At 47.7% G+C, this 21,963-nt stretch carries 18 protein-coding genes and 1 riboswitch; of the genes, 12 read left to right on the plus strand and 6 right to left on the minus strand.

Translation table 11 applies throughout. The annotated features are described in order from the left end of the window. Window positions 1-21: 21 nt before the first annotated feature. Complete coding sequence (locus V8Q34_RS05030; protein ID WP_033142621.1) at window positions 22-1,044, minus strand: zinc-binding alcohol dehydrogenase family protein; 1,023 nt, start codon at window positions 1,042-1,044, stop codon at window positions 22-24. Window positions 1,045-1,401: 357 nt separating this feature from the next. Here V8Q34_RS05030 and V8Q34_RS05035 point away from each other — a divergent pair, with 357 nt between their 5' ends. The 6 genes from V8Q34_RS05035 (at window position 1,402) to metK (ending at window position 8,906) form a co-directional block, all read left to right on the plus strand. Continuing rightward, window positions 1,402-2,097, plus strand: a complete 696-nt coding sequence (locus V8Q34_RS05035) for a GntR family transcriptional regulator (RefSeq protein ID WP_033142622.1) — start codon at window positions 1,402-1,404, stop codon at window positions 2,095-2,097. Window positions 2,098-2,305: 208 nt separating this feature from the next. Continuing rightward, window positions 2,306-3,703: a GntP family permease gene (locus tag V8Q34_RS05040; RefSeq protein ID WP_103730931.1), complete on the plus strand. Its 1,398-nt coding sequence runs from the start codon at window positions 2,306-2,308 to the stop codon at window positions 3,701-3,703. A gap of 244 nt (window positions 3,704-3,947) precedes the next feature. Next, complete coding sequence (locus V8Q34_RS05045) at window positions 3,948-4,643, plus strand: FadR/GntR family transcriptional regulator (protein WP_033142623.1); 696 nt, start codon at window positions 3,948-3,950, stop codon at window positions 4,641-4,643. A 263-nt stretch (window positions 4,644-4,906) separates the two neighbouring features. Then, a complete protein-coding gene (gene ilvD, locus V8Q34_RS05050) occupies window positions 4,907-6,628 on the plus strand; it encodes a dihydroxy-acid dehydratase (RefSeq protein WP_033142624.1) in 1,722 nt (573 codons plus the stop codon). A gap of 5 nt (window positions 6,629-6,633) precedes the next feature. Continuing rightward, window positions 6,634-7,404, plus strand: coding sequence for an SDR family NAD(P)-dependent oxidoreductase (locus V8Q34_RS05055; protein WP_033142625.1), 771 nt, complete (start codon window positions 6,634-6,636; stop codon window positions 7,402-7,404). A gap of 70 nt (window positions 7,405-7,474) precedes the next feature. Beyond that, a riboswitch (SAM riboswitch) is annotated at window positions 7,475-7,575 on the plus strand. Between the two features lie 143 nt (window positions 7,576-7,718). After that, a complete protein-coding gene (gene metK / locus V8Q34_RS05060) occupies window positions 7,719-8,906 on the plus strand; it encodes a methionine adenosyltransferase (RefSeq protein WP_033142626.1) in 1,188 nt (395 codons plus the stop codon). Between the two features lie 52 nt (window positions 8,907-8,958). Here the strand turns inward: metK and V8Q34_RS05065 are convergent, their stop codons facing one another. The 3 genes from V8Q34_RS05065 to V8Q34_RS27510 form a co-directional block, all read right to left on the minus strand. Beyond that, window positions 8,959-9,201, minus strand: coding sequence for a helix-turn-helix transcriptional regulator (locus tag V8Q34_RS05065; RefSeq protein WP_033142627.1), 243 nt, complete (start codon window positions 9,199-9,201; stop codon window positions 8,959-8,961). Window positions 9,202-9,315: 114 nt separating this feature from the next. Further along, a complete protein-coding gene (locus V8Q34_RS05070; protein WP_335834964.1) occupies window positions 9,316-10,710 on the minus strand; it encodes an ATP-binding protein in 1,395 nt (464 codons plus the stop codon). A gap of 129 nt (window positions 10,711-10,839) precedes the next feature. Further along, window positions 10,840-10,953 carry a DUF6783 domain-containing protein gene (locus tag V8Q34_RS27510; RefSeq protein ID WP_353963995.1) on the minus strand — a complete coding sequence of 38 codons (114 nt, stop codon included), beginning with the start codon at window positions 10,951-10,953 and terminating at the stop codon, window positions 10,840-10,842. 47 nt (window positions 10,954-11,000) lie between these two features. On the opposite strand from V8Q34_RS27510, the gene V8Q34_RS05075 reads away from it, so the two are divergent. The 6 genes from V8Q34_RS05075 to V8Q34_RS05100 all read left to right on the plus strand — a co-directional run bounded on the left by V8Q34_RS05075 (window position 11,001) and on the right by V8Q34_RS05100 (window position 18,279). After that, a complete protein-coding gene (locus tag V8Q34_RS05075) occupies window positions 11,001-12,497 on the plus strand; it encodes a sensor histidine kinase (protein ID WP_033142628.1) in 1,497 nt (498 codons plus the stop codon). Further along, window positions 12,490-13,179: a response regulator transcription factor gene (locus tag V8Q34_RS05080; RefSeq protein WP_033142629.1), complete on the plus strand. Its 690-nt coding sequence runs from the start codon at window positions 12,490-12,492 to the stop codon at window positions 13,177-13,179. Before V8Q34_RS05075 ends, V8Q34_RS05080 begins: the two co-directional genes overlap by 8 nt. A gap of 295 nt (window positions 13,180-13,474) precedes the next feature. Next, window positions 13,475-14,371 carry a hypothetical protein gene (locus V8Q34_RS05085; protein ID WP_335834965.1) on the plus strand — a complete coding sequence of 299 codons (897 nt, stop codon included), beginning with the start codon at window positions 13,475-13,477 and terminating at the stop codon, window positions 14,369-14,371. Between the two features lie 310 nt (window positions 14,372-14,681). Then, window positions 14,682-15,599, plus strand: a complete 918-nt coding sequence (locus V8Q34_RS05090) for an ABC transporter permease subunit (RefSeq protein WP_033141246.1) — start codon at window positions 14,682-14,684, stop codon at window positions 15,597-15,599. Window positions 15,600-15,608: 9 nt separating this feature from the next. Continuing rightward, window positions 15,609-16,481, plus strand: coding sequence for a carbohydrate ABC transporter permease (locus tag V8Q34_RS05095; RefSeq protein ID WP_033141245.1), 873 nt, complete (start codon window positions 15,609-15,611; stop codon window positions 16,479-16,481). Between the two features lie 37 nt (window positions 16,482-16,518). Then, the gene (locus V8Q34_RS05100; RefSeq protein WP_335834966.1) at window positions 16,519-18,279 is read left to right on the plus strand and encodes a hypothetical protein; all 1,761 of its coding nucleotides are present in this window, start codon (window positions 16,519-16,521) and stop codon (window positions 18,277-18,279) included. A 90-nt stretch (window positions 18,280-18,369) separates the two neighbouring features. Here V8Q34_RS05100 and V8Q34_RS05105 read toward each other — a convergent pair whose 3' ends face one another. Together V8Q34_RS05105 and V8Q34_RS05110 are read right to left on the minus strand one after the other, a co-directional pair. After that, window positions 18,370-20,217 (minus strand): cache domain-containing sensor histidine kinase, encoded by a 1,848-nt coding sequence (locus V8Q34_RS05105; RefSeq protein ID WP_335834967.1) that lies wholly within the window; start codon window positions 20,215-20,217, stop codon window positions 18,370-18,372. Window positions 20,218-20,231: 14 nt separating this feature from the next. Beyond that, the gene (locus V8Q34_RS05110) at window positions 20,232-21,821 is read right to left on the minus strand and encodes a response regulator transcription factor (protein ID WP_158587242.1); all 1,590 of its coding nucleotides are present in this window, start codon (window positions 21,819-21,821) and stop codon (window positions 20,232-20,234) included. Window positions 21,822-21,963 lie beyond the last annotated feature (142 nt).

The following is a 21,963-nucleotide window of genomic DNA, read 5'->3' on the forward strand; positions in this document are numbered from 1 at the left end:
TGTTTCTGTCAATGGATTGATTTAGTCTTCAAACTTCAGGACAAGCTTCAGTACATCCTGGGGATGTTCCGTAATCATGGTCAGAGCTTCCATTATATCTTTGTAATTGTAGGATTTTGTCATGAGCTGTTCCGGATGGAGGGTGCCGTCCTCAAAACCGGCGATCACTTCGTCGAAACAGTTGTTGTTCAGACGTGAGCCTGCAATGGTCAGTTCCTTTTTGGTGATGTCAGCCATGGTGATCTGAGAGGGAACATTCTTCAGTCCGAGAACTACAATACGTCCGGCCGGGCAGGCAAGCTGTACACTCTGCTCAAAGGAGGAGGGGATGCATACAGTGTCTACGATCACCGGGATTCCTTCTCCGTCTGTGAATTTCAGGAGACGTTCCTCCAGGTTCTCCTCAGATACCAGAACCACTTCGTCTGCACCCATGGAAAGGGCCTTGTCAAGGCGTTCTTTTACCAGGTCTGTCATGATGACTTCAGCGCCGTTTCTTTTAGCAACCTGCATAGCAGCAATACCGATAGGGCCGGAACCCATGATCAGCACCTTGTCGCCCTTTGTGATCTGGCCTCTTCTGTTGATCTCCACGCCGATGGTGAAAGGCTCGACCAGTCCCAGGAAGGATTCATCAAAATCCTTGTGGAATTTGTGGATGTTGGCTTCCGGAGCGCATACGAACTCAGCAAAGCCGCCGTCCCTGTGAACGCCCATGACTTCCAGGGTAGAGCATACATTATGACGTCCAATCCTGCAGGCATAGCAGTGGCCGCAGCTTATAACCGGGTCAACGGCAACCTTGTCGCCTGCCTTTACGGATGTTACATTTTTACCTGTCTCTGTTACGATTCCACCGAACTCATGGCCGATCAGACGCGGATAAGTTGCCAGTGAATTGGTTCCGTTATATATACCGATGTCAGACCCGCAGATACCACCGGAGGTGATGCGTACGATCACATCATCATCATTTTTGATCTCCGGCTTGGGGACGTCGACGATTTCAACTTTGAATGGTTCGATTACTTTAATGGCTTTCATGTGATTAGAACACTCCTTTTTATTTGAAAAATAAACGTTGATATAGAACACGTTCTGTATATTGCAGCGCAACTGATATATTAATTCGCGGCTTTTATTCTCAAGAATATGAAGAAAACAAGCCGAAATGGAATGGATGGATGAAATAAATTGATATATCAGTTATCCTGAAACTACTATAACAAATGCAGAAGCAAAGTACAATATGAAAAAGTGCCAACATATAAATGAGATTTATGTATAGAATTCACAAAACGTATGACGTCTCTTGTCTTATGATGCTGCTTGAGTTGACGCGGTGTCCAGGGTATGTTACGCTTCAGTAAAAGAGAGAATATACAGGACAGAGGACAGATTATGACCATTAAAATATCAGAGAAGAGAGAAAAGGAAAATAACCGGGAATATGCCTACAGGCTGCTGAGAAGCAACATCATGACGCTGCAGCTCATGCCGGGAGCTACATTAAATGAAGGGGAGCTGACTGAGCTGCTGGGCATCAGCAGGACGCCCATACATGAGGCGATCATTATGCTGAAGGAGGAATCCCTTGTGGATGTTTTTCCGCAGAGCGGTTCCAGGGTTTCCATGATTCATATAGATATATTGAAGGAAGGGTATTTTGTCAGATCCGTGATCGAACCGGAGATCATTCGCCAGATTGCAGGCAATATAAAGGAAGAGGGAATGAAAATCCTGAAGGACAACCTGGACAGGCAGAAGGCAGCGCTGGAAGATGAGGAGAAGATAGACCCCTTCTTCAAGCTTGACGATGAATTTCATCATCTGATCTATACCATGGCGGGAAAGCAGAAGACCTGGTATGCCATGAAAAAGGTCAGTTCTCATTACGACAGGGTCAGGTATCTGGATGCGATCATGAACAAGACTGACCTTACAGCCATTCATCAGGAGCACAGGGATATCTATCATATGCTGCTTCTGGGACTCTCCGTGGACTTTGATCTGAAGATTTTTTATGACAGGCACTTGGGTACCTACCGGAGACATTTCCAGGAAATACTTGAAAAATACCCAGAGTATTTCTGCTAGCAGCGCGTTAAAGTGGAATGCGATATAAAAAGTGCACAAAAAGTTTATGGAAAATTTATAATAAACTTACATAATTTATATTTACCCTTGACGTGTGACGTCTGATTTGTTATAGTCGAACTATGGAATGGATGAGAGGTCATACGTGTTATTACTTGCTGAAGAAGTGACAGGGATAACAGGAAAAGGGAAAAGGAGGAAAACGTATATGTTTTCAGGAGAAATGGTAACAGGGCCGTTGCTGATAGGTATTTTTATTCTTGCAATCGTCGTATTATTGTTGTTGATCATTAAATTTAAGCTGAACGCTTTTGTTGCGCTGTTGATCACCGCATTTGGCACAGGTGTGCTGGTGAATATGCCGCTGGCTGATGTGGCGCAGACCGTTACAGACGGATTCGGCGGTACTCTGGGCGGTATCGGTATGGTAACAGGTCTTGGTGTAATGCTGGGTAAGTTCATGTTCGAGTCCGGCGGTATTGAGTCAATTTCCAATAAGATATTAGGTGCATTCGGTGAGAAAAAATCACCTATCGCCGTAGCACTTTCAGGATTTATCACAGGTATTCCGGTATTCGGCGATGTTGTTTACATCATGTTTGCCCCAATGCTTCGTGTGCTTTCCAAAAAAACAAAGATCTCCATGGTAACATTTGCCTGTGCGATCTCTGTTGCAACAACATGTACTTTCGCATTAGTGCTTCCTACAGCGCCGCCGCTGGCTGTTGCTGAGGAGCTGAATATTGAAATCGGTATTTTCTTCTTCTATGCATTGATCTCCGCATTTGTGGGAATGATCGTTGGCGGTATCTTCTATGGTTCTATCCTGAACAAGCAGGACCACAAGAACAACCACTTCTATACATTTGAGGATCTGGATGAAGAAGAAGCAGAAATGTCCAAGAGCGGAAAAGGAAAAGAGCGCGCGAAAATGGGCGCAGGCAAGGCACTGTCCATCCTTCTTGTTCCCATCGTACTGATTCTGCTGGGAAGTTTTATCCCTCTTGCAGTGGGAAAAGATTCCGCGATCGTTCCGTTTGTGACATTTATCGGAAATAAAAACTTTGCCATGATGGCAGGTGTTATCTACGCTGCAGTCATCTCAAGAAAATACATCACTAAGACAGCCACAGACATTATGACAGAGGCTGCCGACCAGGTTGGTCTGATTCTGTTGATCACAGGTGCAGGCGGAGCTTTCGGTAAGGTTCTGCAGGCTACAGGTATCGCTGATTATGTTGCAGGTTCCCTGTCACAGTTCAGCATTCCGATTCTGGTACTGTGTTTCCTGATCGCACAGATCATCCGCTGCGCACAGGGCTCCACAACTGTAGCGCTTATGACAACAGCAGCGATCATGTCCAGCACAATTGCATCCGGCGGTGTATCCCCGATTCTGTGTGCAATTGCTATCTGTGCAGGCGGTATCGGCCTTTCACTGCCGAACGACTCCGGATTCTGGGCAATCAGCCGGTTCTTTAAGATTTCTGTTACGGATACTATCCGTGGATGGAGTATCGGCGGTTTTGTTGCCGGCGTGGCAATTCTCATATTTGTATCCATACTTTCTCTGTTCCAGGGCTTCCTGCCGGGACTTATGATGTAAGTGTGAGAGCATAAGGTTAAAGCTGCCGTCCGGGGGATGCGTTTCTCCGGACGGCATTTTTTATGCTGTGCCTGGTAGACTTTCTTTAAACGAACATGCTATAATATGTAAACAAATGCTGAAAAATGCAGAAAACCTTCGACAAAAAGTACCCCTGACAGGGTTCCGTCTGTGATACACGTACAGCAAAACAGTGGTTATGAGGGTGCAGGATCATTATAAACAGGTAAAGAGGTAATTATATATGTTAGAATCGTTGAATGAAAGTAAAAAATTACTGCCTGAGAGAGTGGCAGAGCAGATTATCAGCCTGATAGCGGACAGGGCGCTGAAGGCGGGGGATAAGCTGCCGAATGAATTTGATATGGCACAGCAGTTATCCGTGGGAAGAGGTACCATAAGGGAGGCAGTGAAGATCCTTGTCTCCAGAAACATCCTGGAGATCCGCCGCGGCTGCGGGACTTTTGTCTGTGAAAATCCCGGAGTGGTGGATGACCCACTGGGATTTGCCTTTGTGGATGATAAGAAAAGGCTTGGCCTTGATCTTTGTGAAGTCCGCATGATCATTGAGCCGGAAATCGCAGCGCTTGCCGCAGAGCGGGCCATGCCGGAGGAAATAGAAGAGCTGCAGCGGATCGAGGATGAGGTGAAAGAACTCTGCGACAAAGAGGAGCCTCATATGCACAAGGACATTGAGTTCCACGAAATGCTGGCAAAGATGAGCAAGAATATGATCATGCCGAATATCATTCCTGTCATCCAGTCAGGTATTTCCCTTTTTATAAATATCACGGACTATTCCCTGACAAAGGAAACCGTGCGCACCCACCAGATGATCGTGGATGCCATCAGAGAACGCAATCCCAAGGCTGCTAAGGATGCCATGATAGAGCATCTGGCAAGCAATCAGGATAAGATAGAGAGACTTTCCGGGCTGTAACAGGCCCGGATTTTTTATTGCCCACGGTGCAGAAGGAAAAAGCCCCGGGTGCCGTGCATGTAAGCGGCCTCTTGTTTTGTGAAATATGCATAAATTTCGGAGGGTAAAAATAAGCAAAAGGGATAAAATAAGTGAGCCTCTTGACCCCGGGGAAAAGAAGTGTTACTATACAAACAGATACGACGTATGATGTCTGCAAAAAACCAATCCATTCCAAATCAAGCAGCGATTCATCAGATTCACTTAGTCAAAGGAGAACGATTATGAAGTTAAGAAGCCAGGAATTAAGAAAAATTGCACCGGAATTAGACCCACTCCGTCTGGGAACAGGATGGAAGCTGGAGGATTTGTCAAAACCCCAGATTATGATTGAGAGTACCTTTGGTGACAGCCATCCGGGCAGCGGACACCTGCTGGAGCTTGTGGAGGAGGCCAGGGCAGGAATCGCTGAGGCGGGCGGACACGGCGCCAGATATTTTACCACGGACATCTGTGACGGCGAGGCCCAGGGCCACGATGGAATCAACTATTCCCTGGCATCCAGAGATATGATCGCCAATATGATCGAGATCCATGCCAACGCCACACCTTTTGACGGCGGCGTGTTCGTTGCAAGCTGTGACAAGGGAATGCCGGCGCACCTGATGGGCGTGGGAAGAGTGAACATTCCTTCCATTATTGTGACAGGCGGTGTTATGGACGCAGGTCCTGACCTTTTGACACTGGAACAGATTGGTAAGTATAATGCCATGTGCGAGCGCGGGGAGATCACGCAGGAGAAGCTGACCTTCTACAAGCAGAACGCATGTCCCTCCTGCGGTGCCTGCTCCTTCATGGGAACCGCATCCACCATGCAGATCATGGCAGAGGCACTTGGCCTGATGCTGCCGGGAAGTGCGCTTATGCCCGCTACCAGCAAGGACCTGCGTGTAGTGGCAAGGGAAGCGGGAAAACAGTCAGTATGGCTGGCAGAGCATGATCTGACACCGGACAAGATCGTGACCATGAAGTCCTTTGAGAATGCCATCATGGTGCACGCTGCAATCTCCGGCTCCACAAACTCCCTGCTCCACCTTCCGGCTATTGCAAGGGAATTCGGCATTGAGATCGACGGCGATACCTTTGACAGACTCCACAGAGGCGCACATTATCTGCTGAACATCCGTCCGGCGGGAGAGTGGCCGGCACAGTTCTTCTACTATGCAGGCGGCGTTCCGACCATTATGGAAGAAATCAAGGATATGCTGCATCTGGATGTGATGACAGTCACCGGTAAGACATTGGGCGAGAACCTGGAGGAACTGAAAAAGAACGGCTTCTATGATAAATGCGACAGTTACCTGGAAAAAGTGGGTCTGAAAAGGGAAGATGTGATTCGTCCTTTTGACAAACCTTTTGGAACAGACGGCAGTATTGCCATTCTCTACGGCAACCTGGCTCCGGAAGGGGCTGTGGTAAAGCATACCGTAGTTCCGAAAGAAATGTTCGAGGCTACCCTGAAAGCACGTCCTTTTGACTGTGAGGAGGATGCCATCCACGCGGTGCTGACTCATGAGATCAAACCCGGTGACGCGGTGATCATCCGTTACGAGGGACCGAAAGGAAGCGGTATGCCGGAGATGTTCTATACCACAGAGGCCATTGCGTCTGACGCGGAGCTGGGCGCTTCCATTGCCCTTCTCACAGACGGAAGATTTTCAGGAGCATCCAAGGGTCCTGCAATCGGACATATCTCTCCGGAAGCGGCAGAGGGCGGTCCCATCGCTCTGGTTGAGGAGGGCGATCTGATCGAGGTGAATATTCCGGGCCGCGTGCTCCGCATAGTGGGAATCGCAGGTGAGAAGAAGACACAGGAAGAGATTGAGACTGTTTTAAAGGAACGCAGAAGCAAATGGCAGCCAAAACCCGTAAAATATGAAAAGGGTGTCTTGAAAATCTTCTCAGAAAGGGCCGTCTCTCCTATGAAGGGCGGATACATGGAGTAAAGCAGATGCACGCACAGGATTTATTTGATATCAGCGGAAAAAAAGCCATTGTGACCGGCGGGACAAGAGGACTGGGTTACGGAATGGCGGAAGGCTATATGGAAGCAGGCTGTGAGGTAGCGATCGTGGGTACCTCTGACAGTGTGTTCCGGGTGGCTGAGGAATTTAAGAGCCGTGGATTTAAATGCCACGGAGTCAAGGGAAATCTGGGGGACAGGGAGGATATATACCGTGTTTTCCGGGAGTGCCTGGACAGTCTGGGCGGTGATGTGGATATTCTTCTCACTGCCCACGGAATCCAGAGACGCCACAGTGCGGAAGAGTTTCCGTTGGAGGAGTGGGATGAGGTCATCCGCGTGAACCTGACCAGCATTTTTATCCTCTGCCAGGAGGCAGCCAGGGTGATGCTGAAAAAGGGTTACGGCAAGATCATCAACATTGCCTCTATGAATTCCTTTTTCGGCGGCCAGACCATACCCGCATACGCGGCATCTAAGGGTGGTGTGGCACAGCTTACCAAGGAACTCACCAATGACTGGCTGGCAAGAGGAATCAATGTGAATGCCATTGCGCCGGGGTATATGGCGACGGAGATGAACAAGGCGCTTATGGATCCGGAAAATCCAAGATTTGCGTCTATTTCGGAGAGAATCCCGGCACACCGCTGGGGAACCGGGGATGATATGAAGGGCGCGGCTATTTTCCTGGCCTCCCATGCAAGTGATTACGTGAGCGGTGCGGTGATCCCGGTCGACGGCGGGTATCTGGTGAAATAAATCCATTACCCATTGACAAACCATAGAAAAAGCGTTATCGTATATAAGACAAGTGAATAGGTTATAATTTCTCTTATTCAGAGTGATGGAGATACATAGGATCTGTGAAGTCACGGCAACCCCTTGCAAAAGGAAGGTGCCAACCTGAGCGAAATAGTCGAACAATAAGAGGATTCATTTATGTAAGATATGGGTCCGCTTAAGCGGACCCTTTTTATTGCATACGGCGAGCAAGAGGAACATAACCGCAGGCGGCCGCGCTTCGGCGCAGGAATCAGCCGCAGGATAAATCAATCTTAAAAAAGGAGAACAACATGGAAAAAAGATTATTTACATCCGAATCAGTAACTGAAGGCCATCCGGATAAAATGTGCGATGCCATTTCTGACGCCATTCTGGATGCATTGATGGAAAAAGACCCCATGAGCCGTGTGGCCTGCGAGACCTGCACCACAACGGGTGTGGTTATGGTAATGGGCGAAATCACAACGAATGCCTATGTAGATATTCCGAAGATCGTAAGGGAGACCGTACGTGAGATTGGCTATACGAGAGCCAAATACGGCTTTGACGCGGATACCTGCGGTGTGATCACCACGATTGATGAGCAGTCAAAGGATATCGCCATGGGTGTGGACAAGGCTCTGGAGGCAAAGGAAAACAGCATGTCTGAGGAAGAGATCGACGCCATCGGCGCCGGTGATCAGGGTATGATGTACGGCTATGCCACAGATGAGACAGAGGAGTTCATGCCTTATCCCATCTCCCTGGCACATAAATTATCACGCCAGCTGACAAAGGTCAGAAAAGACGGCACACTGACTTATTTGAGACCGGACGGCAAGACACAGGTGACGGTTGAGTACGATGAGAATGACCGCCCGATCCGCCTGGATGCAGTGGTACTCTCCACACAGCATGACCCGGATGTCACACAGGAGCAGATTCACGAGGATATTAAGAAATACGTGTTTGACCCCATCCTTCCGGCAGACATGGTGGACGCAGAGACAAAATTTTTCATCAACCCCACAGGACGTTTTGTTATCGGCGGACCTCACGGGGACAGCGGCCTGACAGGACGTAAGATCATTGTGGATACTTACGGCGGATACGCCCGTCACGGCGGCGGTGCTTTTTCCGGTAAAGACTGTACAAAGGTGGATCGCTCCGCAGCATATGCAGCTCGTTATGTGGCAAAGAATATGGTGGCAGCAGGTCTTGCAAGAAAATGTGAGATTCAGCTTTCCTATGCCATCGGCGTTGCGCATCCCACATCCATCCAGGTGGAAACATTCGGTACAGGTAAACTCTCTGACCAGAAGCTGACGGAGATCGTACGTGAAAACTTTGACTTAAGGCCGGCCGGAATCATTAAAATGCTGGATTTGAGACGTCCGATCTACAAACAGACCGCAGCTTACGGACATTTCGGAAGAAATGATCTGGATCTGCCCTGGGAGAGACTGGACAAGGCTGAAGACTTAAAGAAATATTTATAAGAAATTAAAAGGTTCCGCATTCTCTGCTTGAAGGAATGCGGAACCTTTTCTGCTATTGCTGCTGCTCACGGAAATTGAACAGGTCTCTGGGCTGTATGTCCAGTGCATCTGCAATATCAAACAGACTTTCCAGGGAAAGGGATGTTTTGATCCTGGGCGCTTCGATATTACTGATGTGTGTACGGCTCAGACCAACGGCATTTGCAAGCTGTAATTGTGTGAGCCCTTTCAGTTTTCGGTAATACGATATAGTCAGTCCCAGTTCCCGAAACTGGCGTTCTCTTTTCTCGTCCATTTCTGCCGTGTCTCCTTTTTTCTTTTAGTATATCCAAAAGGAAACTTGATAAAAACTAACTGAGAATTGACATTTATATCGTAAAAATTGTCATGTGCATCTATTTTACCAATTTTAGCAGATATCTGGTGTGCAGACAACGGCATCTGCCCGTGTACACATCTGTTCCAGTGTAAAGACTTTCACAGTGTCCCCGAAGATGGTTTCCATGCCGGAGACAAAGTCGGATTTGGCAAACAGGCAGTACCAGATTGTACTGTGCGGGAACAGGCCGGCATGTTTTTGAAGACCCTGCAGGCCCTCCAGATCGATCCACTGGTCTGTCCAGAAACAGTCTCCCAGAAGCATGTTGCTGTCATCCGAGGCAGCGATGGGGACGTACTCGGTGCGTTTTCTGGTGGGATGCTGTCCCCACCAGCTTCCCGCGTGGTCATAGGGGAAAGGAGCCTCTCCCAGACAGGCGAGAAGATCCAGATACTGCCTGCAGATATCCTCAAAGGTCTCTTTGGAGTAGCTGTCCAGGGCAGGGAGTATTTCCTTTTCAAATACATCTCTTCCGCACCCGAGTTCAATGGCGCTGCGGTGAGGCGCGGCAAAGGTATACCAGAAGCGGAATACGCCGTCAGCAATCCGGTAGAGCGTCCTGCGGCTTCCCGCGTCTTCCGTGACGGGAATGATCTTATCCACCAGACCAAGCAGGTCCAGGGTATTCATAAGGCTCCCCGCGGCGCTTGGGGTCAGTTCTGTCCGCTCGCAGATCTCGTGGAGCTTGCGCCTTTTTGCGCCGAGACACAGAAGGGCAGAGTGGGCCAGTTCCGGCTCGGACAGATGTACTTTTAAAAACTTGGTGGGACGTCGGTAAAAGGCACCTTCCTCCGTGAAAAATAACTGATACAGATTCTCCTGAAATGGCCTGCCATTGACAAAGTAGGCCAGATAGCCGGGCACGCCTCCCGTAATGCCGAATATACAGATCTGCTGTTCTATGGGCAGATGGCGGAAGAGCTGCCGCGTCTCAAAGAAAGTAAAGGGCTTTAAGAGCAGTGGATTGGCAGCCTGGGTGCTTTCTTTTTCGTACAGGGAAGCTGGTTTACATAAAATCACAAAAAGTTTGGAAGTTTTCCACTCTTTTGTCATATAAGACTGGATCAATGTGGATAGTCTGCGGTTTTTATTGATGAGATGTGGAAAATCGTCAATAATAAAGAGCAGAGGTTCCTCTTTGGCGGATCTTCCTATGGTGCGGAACAGTTCCGCGAATCTTTTGGCAGCTTTCAGTTTTTCCAGAGCACCAAGCACACGGATAGCTTCTTCCTTCAGGGCCAGGAAGTTTTCACGGTCCGTAGTCTCCAGGGGTTTGAAATACAGGGTGCGTTTTCCGGCTGAAAATTGTCTGAGAAGAGTGGTCTTTCCCATACCGGCGTCACAGTAGAGGGAGGCGGACTGAAAGCAGTTCTGCCTATACAGTTCATTTAATTTTGCGAGATGGTTATCTTTATCTAAAAACATAGTTTCTCCTCGGTGGGTCCTGCGGTCTGGCCGCTTTTCCTGTTGATTATATTTTAGAAGGTGTTTCAGGTAAAGTCAAAGGATTTTGCAGGGTTTTTTATAGAAAGTTTAGATTTGATTCACTTTTGTTTAGAAGAAAATGCAGCAAATTATGCTATAATATTTACCAGAAGACATTATGCCCGTTTTAGAGCGTGTTTGAAAATTGCTTTCGGCAAGCTGTGCGCCACAGTTTGTCGGAATGAATTTTCAAACACGCTCTAGGGCAGAGGACAGAAAGGTGCCGGAACATGAAATTAAAGACAAGGATTATCGTTTCTTTTTTCATCATCATACTGGAGCCTCTGCTGTTTACCGGTGTGGCGTTCTGGGGTTTCAGCCAGTATCAGCTCAAGGCCATAGAAAAGCAGTATGGAATTGAGAATGCCACATATGAAAGCCTGACCAACACGGCAGAGGTGATCAACAGCATGACGAGCGGCGCTATCGGCCGGTTGTCGGAGGCAGCCAAGGAATCTCCCAAAGATTTGGAAAATATCGAATATCTGGATTCCATTAACAAGGAATTGGAGCAGGTACACTCCTATCTTATTGTGCGGGAAGATGATAAAATAAGATATATAGGATGTGATCCCTACCCGTCGGAGCTTATCAGCAGGCTGCCGGATTACAAGGATGACAGCGGTGACAGCAGCGATGGTTTTTATCTGGGAGGCAAGATAAAGGCGCTGGTTAAGCAAATTGACTTTGAGACCAGCGAGCACGGAAAAGGCAGTCTTTTTGTGGTTTCCAGTGTGTTTAAAACGCTGCCGCAGATAGAGGAGCTGATTCGGAATATGCTGGCAGCCGTGGTGATCATCCTCACGGTTACGGCCCTGGGGCTTACCTGGTGGATTTACAGGGGCGTTATCTCACCCCTTGATAAGCTGCGGACAGCGACCCAGAAGATCAAGGAAGGGAACCTGGACTTCTCTATTGCCAGCGAGGGTGTGAATGAGATATCTGATCTGTGCCAGGATTTTGAGGCCATGAGGCAGAGACTGAAGGAGAACGCTGAGGAGAAGCTGGAGTTTGACAAGGATAATAAGGAACTGATTAGCAATATTTCCCATGATTTGAAGACACCGATCACTGCCATCAAGGGATATGTGGAAGGAATCATGGATGGCGTGGCAAATACACCGGAAAAGATGGACAGATATATCCATACAATCTATAATAAAGCTAATGACATGGACAGACTGATCAATGAGCTGACGTTCTACTCCAAAATGGATACCAACAGGATACCCTACACCTTCAATAAGATTTCTGTGACGGAATTTTTTGATGATTGTGCAGAGGAGCTGGATTCTGAGCTGGAATCCAAGTCAGTACAGTTCCAGTATTCCAATTATGTGGGACCTGAGGTGCTTGTCATTGCCGATGCGGAGCAGATTAAAAGGGTTATAAACAATATTGTGAGCAACTCCCTCAAATACATGGGCAGCAGCAGAGAGCGGAGGATCAACCTGCGGGTGAAGGACGTAGGGGATTTTGTCCAGGTGGAAATTGAGGACAACGGAAAAGGAATCGCAGCGAAAGACCTGCCCAATATTTTTGACAGGTTTTACCGTACGGATGCTTCCAGAAATTCTTCTAAGGGAGGAAGCGGCATTGGCCTCTCAATAGTCAAGAAGATCATGGAGGATCACGGAGGCAAGGTCTGGGCAACGAGCAAGGAGAATATCGGAACGGTTATGTACTTCGTTCTTAGAAAATACCAGGAGGTACCGATGAATGAGTAAGATATTAATTATTGAAGACGAGGAGGCAATTGCCGACCTTGAAAAGGATTACCTGGAGCTGAGCGGCTTTGAGGTGGAGATTGAGCACCGAGGTGACGTGGGGCTTAAGAAGGCGCTGGAGGGAAATTATGATCTGTTCATTCTGGACCTGATGCTTCCGGAAGTGGACGGATTTGAGATCTGCCGTGAGATCAGGAATGTAAAGAACAATCCGGTGATCATGGTCTCTGCCAAAAAGGACGATATTGATAAGATCCGCGGTCTGGGTCTGGGAGCGGATGACTATATGACAAAACCGTTCAGTCCCAGTGAGCTGGTTGCCAGGGTGAAAGCACATCTGGCCAGATATGAGAGACTAATCGGTACAGGCGTGCAGGAGAATGACATTATTGAGATCCGCGGCCTGAAGATTGACAAGACGGCAAGGCGTGTGTGGATCAACGGTGAGGAGAAGAATTTTACAACCAAGGAGTTTGATCTGCTTACCTTCCTGGCACAGAATCCCAACCGGGTATTTACAAAGGATGAGCTGTTCAAGGAAATCTGGGCTATGGAGTCCATCGGTGATATTGCCACAGTGACAGTGCATATTAAGAAGATTCGTGAAAAGATTGAATTTAATACGGCGAAACCGCAGTATATTGAGACCATATGGGGTGTTGGATACCGGTTTAAGGTGTGAGAGGATTTGAGGATAGCAGTTGTGAGTTTTATGCACTGCTATCCTTTTTTACTGCCTGTTGAAAGGAACCTTTCTCTGTGATATACTGAATACACTTATGATTTATCAGTTCATAAGTTCTGCTTTTCGGCCGAGAGGCTGTCAAATGGGGAGTTCCCCCGAATTTACCAAATCAAAATAAAATAAGGGCCGTTTTTCAGGGGAAGGTCTTGAATAATCTATAGGTTTTTTCTATACTATAAAATATAGAAGCAAGTCTTCCTTAGGTCATATGGCCTGTAAAAGGAGGGCATTTATGGCAGCAAAAGAGAACCAGAAGTACAAAAACAGTGTATTTGTGGATTTGTTTTTCGAGGATGAATCTGCGGAGAAAAATGAGATTTCACTTTACAATGCACTGCATGACGAACTCCTTCCGGAGGGGACGAAAGTCCGGAAGATCAGAGTGGATGATGTGCTTTATATGAATTTCTGCAATGACGTATCCTTTGGTATTGAGGATAAGGTAATGGTGTTTGGCGAACACCAGTCAACGATCAATGAGAACATGCCGCTGCGGGAACTGCTGTATATAGGAAGGGCCTTAGAACAGATCGTTCCGGTGCGTGACCGGTACAGAAAAAAGACGGTAAAGATTCCGACCCCTGAGTTTTATACCTTTTATAATGGGAAGGACCCCTGGGCAAAGGAGAAGATGCTGTACCTCTCAGATGCATATGCGCAGAAGGAGGATACCCATTCCCCCATGCTGGAACTCTGTGTGAAGGTCATCAATATCAATCCGGAGCAGGGCCATGAGATCCTTGACAGGTGCAGCATACTGAGGGAGTATAGCGAATTTGTAGAGATTCTAAGAAAACACCAGCAGACAGGCAGCTCTGATGCATACAAAAATGCCGTAGAGGAATGTATGAAGGCAGGAATACTGACCGAATATCTGAAAAAGAAGGGCAGTGAGGTGGTAAATATGCTGATAGCAGAGTACGATTATGATTTGGATGTGGAAGTACAGCGTGAAGAAGCCTATGCGGCTGGGAGACAGGAAGGGCAGCAGGAAGGACAGCAGGAGAAGCTGAAGGAATTAGTAAAGAGAAAGCTGGAAAAAGGAAAATCCATAGATGTAATTGCGGAAGAACTGGAGGAAACCACGGAGGAAATCGCCAGGATCATCAAGAGTATGCAGGAGGCATGAGATATGGCCCCCGAGACATTTCTATAAAAGAAACCATTTCTTCCCCTGCGTGATCACTGCAGGGGAAACACCTGTCATATGATCAGTTCTGATATTATAAATCAATAAATTTCCCAAAAATCATAAAAATCCCCCATATTTTTGATCCCCATAATGATCGGTTTTCCGTTTTAACGGCCCCTCTTTTTTTATATACGAATTTTCTCCGGAAAATCATAATTCTCTCCATTGAGACACCCCCTTTCGGACAATATAATAGAACCATCAACAAGAGATACGAATCCGGAGCGTATAAAATAAGAGAGGAGGAATGAAAGTGGGAAAATTTAGGGCTGGAAAGATAAAACCAAAGTACAGGCTTTTTTTCATGGCCCTGCCCTTCATAATCTTTGTATTTGCATTTGCTTATGTACCTATATTTGGCTGGATGTATGGCTTCTTTGATTATAAGCCGGGACTGGCGCTTAGTGATATGGAGTTTGTGGGACTTAAGAACTTTATGAAAATCTTTACTGATTGGAGAGATCTGTCGAGAGTCCTGCGCAATACGCTGGTTATGAGCGGTCTGGGACTGCTTGCGGCACCGATACCCATGTTTTTTGCAATATTTTTAAATGAGATACGGAGGCCGTTTTTTAAAAAATTTGTACAGACGACAACCACACTGCCTTACTTCATCAGCTGGATCATAGTATTTGCGCTGAGCTTTGCCGTGTTCTCCAATGAGGGTCTGATTGCCAATATCCTGAAGATGATGGGGTCAACAAAGGCTTTCACTAATATTCTGGGAGAAAACGACGCGGTATGGTGTATGCAGTGGGTACTGGGAATCTGGAAATCCGTTGGATGGAATGGAATCATCTACATAGCAGCCATCGCCGGTATCGACGCGGAACTCTATGAGGCTGCCAGAGTGGACGGTGCAAGCAGGTTCCAGCTTATCAGGAATATTACGATTCCAAGTCTGTATCCTACATTTTTTGTACTGCTGCTGCTGAGTATCAGTAATCTGCTGAATAACGGATTTGACCAGTATTTTGTATTCTTCAACCCACTGGTTGCGGACAGGATCGAGGTTCTCGATTATTATGTGTATAAAGTAGGTATCCTGATCAATGATTATTCTTATTCAACCGTACTGGGTATGCTGAAGACACTGTTCAGTGTGGCTATGTTGTTTGGGGCAAATCAGCTTTCAAAAAAAGTCAGGGGCGAGTCGATCGTATAGGAGGAAGAAATGAAACAGAAATTTACAGTATTTGACGCAATCAACTACCTGTTGTTTATCCTGATCACGATTGTCTGTATCTACCCGTTCTACTATGTGGTCATATATTCCATAAGCAATCCGGAACTGGCATCAAAGGTAGTTCTGCTGCCGAAGGGATTTTCCCTCCAGACGTATAAGACGCTTTTTTCTCTGAATAATATTGTGGGAGCTTTTGGAATCTCTGTGGCGAGAACGTTTTTAGGGACTGCGCTTACCGTGGTGTGTACATCATTTCTGGCGTACCTGGTGACAAAGCAGGAGATGTTTGCAAGAAAATTTGTTTACCGCTTTTTTGTTATCACAATGTATATCAATGCCGGACTGATTCCCTGGTATCTGACCATGAGAGCATACGGGCTGAAGGATAACTTCCTGCTTTACATTCTGCCCACAGCAGTTTCTGCATATTATATGATTCTGATAAAAACGTATATGGAGTCTCTGCCGATTTCCATGGAGGAATCAGCAAGGATTGACGGGGCCGGTTATTTCAGGATATTCCGCTCCATTATCTTTCCGCTGTGCAAGCCAATCGTGGCAACCATTGCCATCTATGCTGCGGTAGCGCAGTGGAATAACTGGACAGACAATTACTTTCTGGTAAATGATGAAAATTTACAGACAATGCAGATGATACTTTACAACTATATCAACCAGGCCCAGAATGTGGCAAATGTATCTTCACAGACTATGGCCGACACTGCAAACGCTGTAAAGATAACGCCGATGGCGATTAAAATGTGTATTACGGTGATCGCAACCGTACCAATTATGTGTGTATATCCATTTCTGCAGAAACACTTTGTAAAGGGAATCATGATGGGGGCAGTGAAGGGATGAGTACAGCAGGAAAAATACAGGTTTAAGGAGAATGAGTATGAAAAAAAGAATGAAGAGACTTACCGCATTATTTTTGAGCACAGCCATGGCAGTGTCCATGCTTGCAGGATGCGGCAGCAAAGACGAAGCGAAGAAAGACGCAGGGGAAAAAACAGAGAAACAGGAGGAGGGAAAGGACAGCAGCAGCGGCGGTGAGGTGGAGATCACCTTCTGGGATAAAGATGCTCTGGAGACAGGACCTCAGAATACCACCATCGCAGACGCTATAGCTGAGAAGACAGGGGTGCGCCTGAATGTCATCAACGGTGACGCCCAGAAGTTCAAAGTGCTTCTGGCCGGCGGCGACCTTCCGGGCATAGTGAACAGCAATTACGGGGATCTGGGTGTGGATGCCCAGGCGCTCTTACAGAGCGGACAGCTCCTTGCGCTGGATGATCTGATCGAGGAACATGCACCGAACATCAAAGAGAAATTCGCGGACGCCATTGAATACTCCAAAGAATTTCTGAGCAATGACGGGAAACTGTACTATCTTCCTGTCCAGATCAACAAGGCCACGGACACGAAAGTGGTGGACCGCTCAGGTGCCAATCTTGCCCTCTATACAAGATATGATCTGTACAAAGAGATCGGTTCCCCGGAGATCAAGAGCACAGATGACTATCTGGAAGCTTTAAAGGCTATGCAGGATGCAGAACCGGAGACAGAAAACGGCAATAAGACCTATGCCATCTCAGGATGGAGTGACTGGGGCCTCTGGATGTGGACCATTCCTTATCAGGCTATGTCAGGCGTTACAAACTGGTCCTACGGCATGTGCTATGACATGGTAAATAAAGAGCCGCTGGCAACCTACTATTCCGAGCCGTTCTGGAACTGCATGGAATTCTACAACAAAGCATACAACATGGGAATCCTGGACCCGGAAATCTTCACACAGAAATACGATAACTATATGGACAAGCTGAAAAACGGACAGACCTTTGTGACCTATGCAAACTGGCTGTACAATACGGCGAATGACGCTTACGCGGCAGCCGGAACCCCGGAAAAGGGCTTTGAGATCGTGCCCACCGGCCTGGATTATATGTACGGTGCCTATGAGGGCGACAAACCTTTCGGATGGGCACAGGATTATCCGCTGGCACTGACAAAGAACTGTGAAGACCCGGTAAAAGCCATTGAGATGATTGATTATCTGTTCAGCGAAGAAGGCGCAAGGCTTTTAAACAGCGGTGTTGAGGGGGTTCACTGGGAAGTAGTGGACGGTGTTCCGCAGATGACAAAAGAGTACCGCGACGGCGTGGCTGCAAATGCCACTTATGCACAGAGTGAAGGCTTTGCCTATACAAAACTTTCTGGCCTCAGCTCCAGCCAGATCTTATCTGACGGATATCCGGCCAGTCTGTTAAAAGCTGCCGAGGAAGTTAAAAAATCCACCACCAAGATTGACGAGATCTTCATTGCAGACAGCGGTGTTGCCGATGCCCAGTATCCGGGACAGGTGATCGAATCCAAGATCGCATCCGGTGAATATAAGCTGAGTACAGAAGTGGACCTGACACCAAACCTGATCAAGGAACCTTCTGATGAGACAAAGAATCTGTCCGCCCAGGTGGATGAGTATGTGAAGGTTGGAGTGGCTGATGTGATCATGTCAGACCCCAAAGACTTTGACGCCAAGAAAGATGCGTTTATCCAGTCTGTGGAGGATAAAGGATATGCGGATGTGGTGAAAGAGATGGAAGATATCTGGTCCGAAGCACAGAAGACAGCAAAAGAATTTGCAGATAAATAAAGGACGCTTCCGAAGATAAACACGTACTCGTACGGAGAAGGCGCTGCCCGGGAGTGTGCTTTGACACACTCCGGTACGGGCGGCGCCTTTTTATACCCTTTCGGTAACATTTACAAGAGTCAGTGTGACAGAAGTCCCGCGTCCCGGAGCAGATGCAACGGTAAGCCCGCAGGCATTGCCGTACTGGAGTTTGATGCGGCGGTTGGTGTTCAGGATACCGATACCGATGCCCTGGGGCAGGGAGGCCCGGTCCAGGGGTTTGGTGCAGTCCTCATTGGAGGCCAGAAGTTCCTGAAGAACCTGCAGTCTGTCCGGATCGATGCCGAGGCCGTTGTCGGTGAGGACAAGGAAGATTGTGTTGTCCTCCCTGTGCCCGGTAAGGGTGATGGTGTTCTTTACCTCCGGGGATGGATTCTGATGGGATATGGCGTTCTCCAGCAGTGGCTGCAGGATGAATTTCGGCATCAGGCAGGGCAGGATGGAGGGATCGATTTCCGACGTAAAATCAATAGGTGTTCCTGTCCGGTAATTCATGATGCGCAGGTAGTTTTTCAGATAGTTCAGTTCATCGCTGAGGGGCCAGGTGGTCTTGGTGTTTCGGAACAGAGGCTGCAGCAGATTGCCCAGAGCGGTCACACAGTCAGCCACATTTGTGGCCTTGCTGACGATAGCCATCCATTTGATCGTGTTCAGAGTATTGTAGAGAAAATGGGGGCTGAGTTGGTTCTGCAGGTTCTGTACTGCCAGTTCGTGGCGTTCCTCCTGTATGATCTCATTTTCATCTATCAGATGCTGGATGTTCCGGGACATCTGGTTGAACTGGTCTGTCAGGAATTTAAAGTCCGAGGATTTGGCAGCCTCCATTCTGACCCCGATCTGCCCGCTTCCCATGGTCTTCATGGCAGCGATCAGGCTGTTGAGCGGTTTGGTGATGGCGTATATCCAGAACATGCTGATGATCAGAGCCAGGACCAGGAACACGGCCAGCAGAGTGATGATCATGACCTTTAACTGATGGATATTCTCGAACAGGATCTCAAAGGGCATCTCATAGACAATGGAAAGCCCGTAATGCTCATAGGGATAATAGATGATCTGATTGTTCTTGTTCAGAAGATTGTTGTCCCCCAGAGACAGGGTAAGATGCACGGTATTGTCCGTATCCAGCGGACTGGTCACGGCTTTTGTGCCGATCAGTTCCTTGTTCTCAGCGGAGATGACAAGGTCGTGGGCATCCAGCAGCAGGCTTTCTCCTGATACGTTTTTCTTGTCATCGTGATACAGGGAACGGAGGTAGGACTCGCGGATATTGATGACTACATAGCCGGAGGTCTGTCCCGCAGTCTGAAGCCTTCTGCCCAGAGTGATGTAGCGGGTGTCCATTTTAGAGGAATACGTTCCTCCGAAGAAATCGCTGTATCGCAGGCCGCCGCATACGATCGGCCCGCCTTTCTCCTCCAGGTCCTTTTTCAGTTGGGTCTCATAGAAAGAACCGGTCAGGCTGCTGTCAAAATTAAAATAATTTTTATTATCGCTGGAACCGATGATGAGGCCGTTGTCACCGTAATAGACAATGGAATGTATGTAGTCGTAGCTTGTCATCATCTCGGAAAAGTAGTCGTACACATCGTTGATGAACTGGACATCGTCCGGGGAGCTGATCTGGTCCAGCTTCATTTCCTCTGAGAAGTAGGAGGATACCAGGATGTTCCTGCTCACAGTATTGACCGTATTCAGCACAGTGGTCAGATTGACCTCAAGCTGGGACAGAGAACTGAGTGTGGCTTTTTCCGACTGCTGCAGAAGCGTGGTGGATGTATAGCGGTAAAAAAACAGGGCAAACAGCAGAAGGATAAAAACACTGGTGAGCATAAAGGACAGGATCAGTTTTGATTTCAGCTTCAGGCTGATGGCTTTGTCTTTCAGCAGTCGGAACATGGACAGGTACTCCTTTACTCATTGGATGTGGTGAAAACACAGGACTTTTTGTATTCATTGGGTGTCTTGCCGGTGAACTTCTTGAAGGTCTTTCCATAATATCCCTCATCGGAAAAGCCGCATGCGTAGGCGATCTCATAGGATTTCATGGAAGTATTCTGCAGAAGCTTCATGGATTTTTCTATGCGGTAACGGTTCAGATACTCTAAAAAGGAAGTCCCCAGTTCTTTTTTGAAGATGCTGCTGAAGTAATTGGGGCTCAGTCCCACAAGGCCGGAGACTTCGTTCAGGGTGATCTGACGGTGGTAATTATTCTGAAGGAACTGCAGTGCCTGGAGGATTTCCCGGCTGCAGGACATACGTTCCCGGGACAGTTTTTCCAGCTTCTGCGCGTGTGCCACAAACTGTTCCAGCATCTCGTAATAATTCTTGCAGGCAGAGAGCGCCTGCAGAAAATCGCGCACCCACAGATAGGAGTCGCCGTCACCGGGACCCTGGTTGTGCAGGTAGACGATATAGCTGTCGTAGAAGATGTTCAGCACAGCTTTGGATGAGAATTCTTTCTTTAACTGCTCCTCCAGGGGCTGTAAAAGGAAACCGGAGGTGAACCCCGGGTCCATAAAGGCGTTCAGTGTATGTCTGGTCCGTGTCAGCAGTGTCTGGCACAGGGAAGTCTTCCAGGAACTGTCATAGTGGTTCACTGAGCCGGGAAAGAGAAAGAATTCCTGTTCATCCAGCAGAAGGCACTGCTGATACAGCACCCGCAGCCGGGAAAGGTCCTGTGTCATCTCGCTGATACAAAAATGCGGCGTCACATTAAAATAGTTTTTCAAAACTGTCATGATCTCACTCAGCACCCCTGAGATCAGATGGAAGGAACGCGTCTCTTTCTCGTTGTGGAAGAGAAGCAGATAGCGGGAACCTGAGACATGGACCACAAGTCCGGAACCGCTTTTTGCCAGGATCTCGTTGATGATATTCAAAAGAGAGAACTGTATAAGCTGTCCGTGGCTGTCCTGGTATAAGTCCTGGAGCTGTTCGTACTGGTCAACCACCATCAGTGCGGTTACCAGGTCATGGGGATGGATGGTGACAGAATATTCCCTCAGGGTGGACAGGCACTCGGACAGGGAAGGGACATTGTATGTAAGATGGCTCAGCAGACTGTGTTCCAGGACATCATAGAGATTGACGGGAGCCACGGAACTGCCTTTGGTTTTTGTGACTTTATCAAGAGTCTGACAGGCGTTTTCCAGAACCTCCTCCATTTCCTCTGTGGTCATGGTGAGTTTCAGGATATAGCCGCTGACACCAAGCCGAATCGCCTCCCTTGCCAGGGAAAAGTCGTCCAGACAGGACAGAATAATGATCTCCGTGGGGCTCCCGGTGTCACGGATTTTGCGGATAAGTTCAATGCCGTCCATAAAGGGCATTTTAATGTCAGTGAGCACCAGATCGGGCTGATGCTTCCGGTAAAGCTCCCAGGCAGTCTGCCCGTCGGCTGCCTCATCCACTACATACATATTGAATTTTTCCCAGTCGATGGATGCGCGTATGCCGGTCCGCACCAGCATCTCATCCTCAGCGATCAGTACCTTATACATGTGTAAATTCCCCCGTATTTCTTTTCTCAGAAATGATATGGCAGCCATGCGGGGATAGACCTGCATGGCTGCGTGATATCTTTAGTATATCAAGAATCGGGAAAATAACAAGCGTTAAAACAAAGGAAATAAATAGGAAGAC

Source organism: Blautia sp. JLR.GB0024, from assembly GCF_037000545.1.
Classification (GTDB): domain Bacteria; phylum Bacillota; class Clostridia; order Lachnospirales; family Lachnospiraceae; genus Blautia; species Blautia celeris.

What these genes read in the sequence shown, in the direction of transcription:
- V8Q34_RS05030 (WP_033142621.1), bottom strand. Translation starts at nt 1,044, where the DNA reads ATGAAAGCCATTAAAGTAATCGAACCATTCAAAGTTGAAATCGTCGAC.
- V8Q34_RS05035 (WP_033142622.1), top strand. Translation starts at nt 1,402, where the DNA reads ATGACCATTAAAATATCAGAGAAGAGAGAAAAGGAAAATAACCGGGAA.
- V8Q34_RS05040 (WP_103730931.1), top strand. Translation starts at nt 2,306, where the DNA reads ATGTTTTCAGGAGAAATGGTAACAGGGCCGTTGCTGATAGGTATTTTT.
- V8Q34_RS05045 (WP_033142623.1), top strand. Translation starts at nt 3,948, where the DNA reads ATGTTAGAATCGTTGAATGAAAGTAAAAAATTACTGCCTGAGAGAGTG.
- ilvD (WP_033142624.1), top strand. Translation starts at nt 4,907, where the DNA reads ATGAAGTTAAGAAGCCAGGAATTAAGAAAAATTGCACCGGAATTAGAC.
- V8Q34_RS05055 (WP_033142625.1), top strand. Translation starts at nt 6,634, where the DNA reads ATGCACGCACAGGATTTATTTGATATCAGCGGAAAAAAAGCCATTGTG.
- metK (WP_033142626.1), top strand. Translation starts at nt 7,719, where the DNA reads ATGGAAAAAAGATTATTTACATCCGAATCAGTAACTGAAGGCCATCCG.
- V8Q34_RS05065 (WP_033142627.1), bottom strand. Translation starts at nt 9,201, where the DNA reads ATGGACGAGAAAAGAGAACGCCAGTTTCGGGAACTGGGACTGACTATA.
- V8Q34_RS05070 (WP_335834964.1), bottom strand. Translation starts at nt 10,710, where the DNA reads ATGTTTTTAGATAAAGATAACCATCTCGCAAAATTAAATGAACTGTAT.
- V8Q34_RS05075 (WP_033142628.1), top strand. Translation starts at nt 11,001, where the DNA reads ATGAAATTAAAGACAAGGATTATCGTTTCTTTTTTCATCATCATACTG.
- V8Q34_RS05080 (WP_033142629.1), top strand. Translation starts at nt 12,490, where the DNA reads ATGAGTAAGATATTAATTATTGAAGACGAGGAGGCAATTGCCGACCTT.
- V8Q34_RS05085 (WP_335834965.1), top strand. Translation starts at nt 13,475, where the DNA reads ATGGCAGCAAAAGAGAACCAGAAGTACAAAAACAGTGTATTTGTGGAT.
- V8Q34_RS05090 (WP_033141246.1), top strand. Translation starts at nt 14,682, where the DNA reads ATGAAAGTGGGAAAATTTAGGGCTGGAAAGATAAAACCAAAGTACAGG.
- V8Q34_RS05095 (WP_033141245.1), top strand. Translation starts at nt 15,609, where the DNA reads ATGAAACAGAAATTTACAGTATTTGACGCAATCAACTACCTGTTGTTT.
- V8Q34_RS05100 (WP_335834966.1), top strand. Translation starts at nt 16,519, where the DNA reads ATGAAAAAAAGAATGAAGAGACTTACCGCATTATTTTTGAGCACAGCC.
- V8Q34_RS05105 (WP_335834967.1), bottom strand. Translation starts at nt 20,217, where the DNA reads ATGTTCCGACTGCTGAAAGACAAAGCCATCAGCCTGAAGCTGAAATCA.
- V8Q34_RS05110 (WP_158587242.1), bottom strand. Translation starts at nt 21,821, where the DNA reads ATGTATAAGGTACTGATCGCTGAGGATGAGATGCTGGTGCGGACCGGC.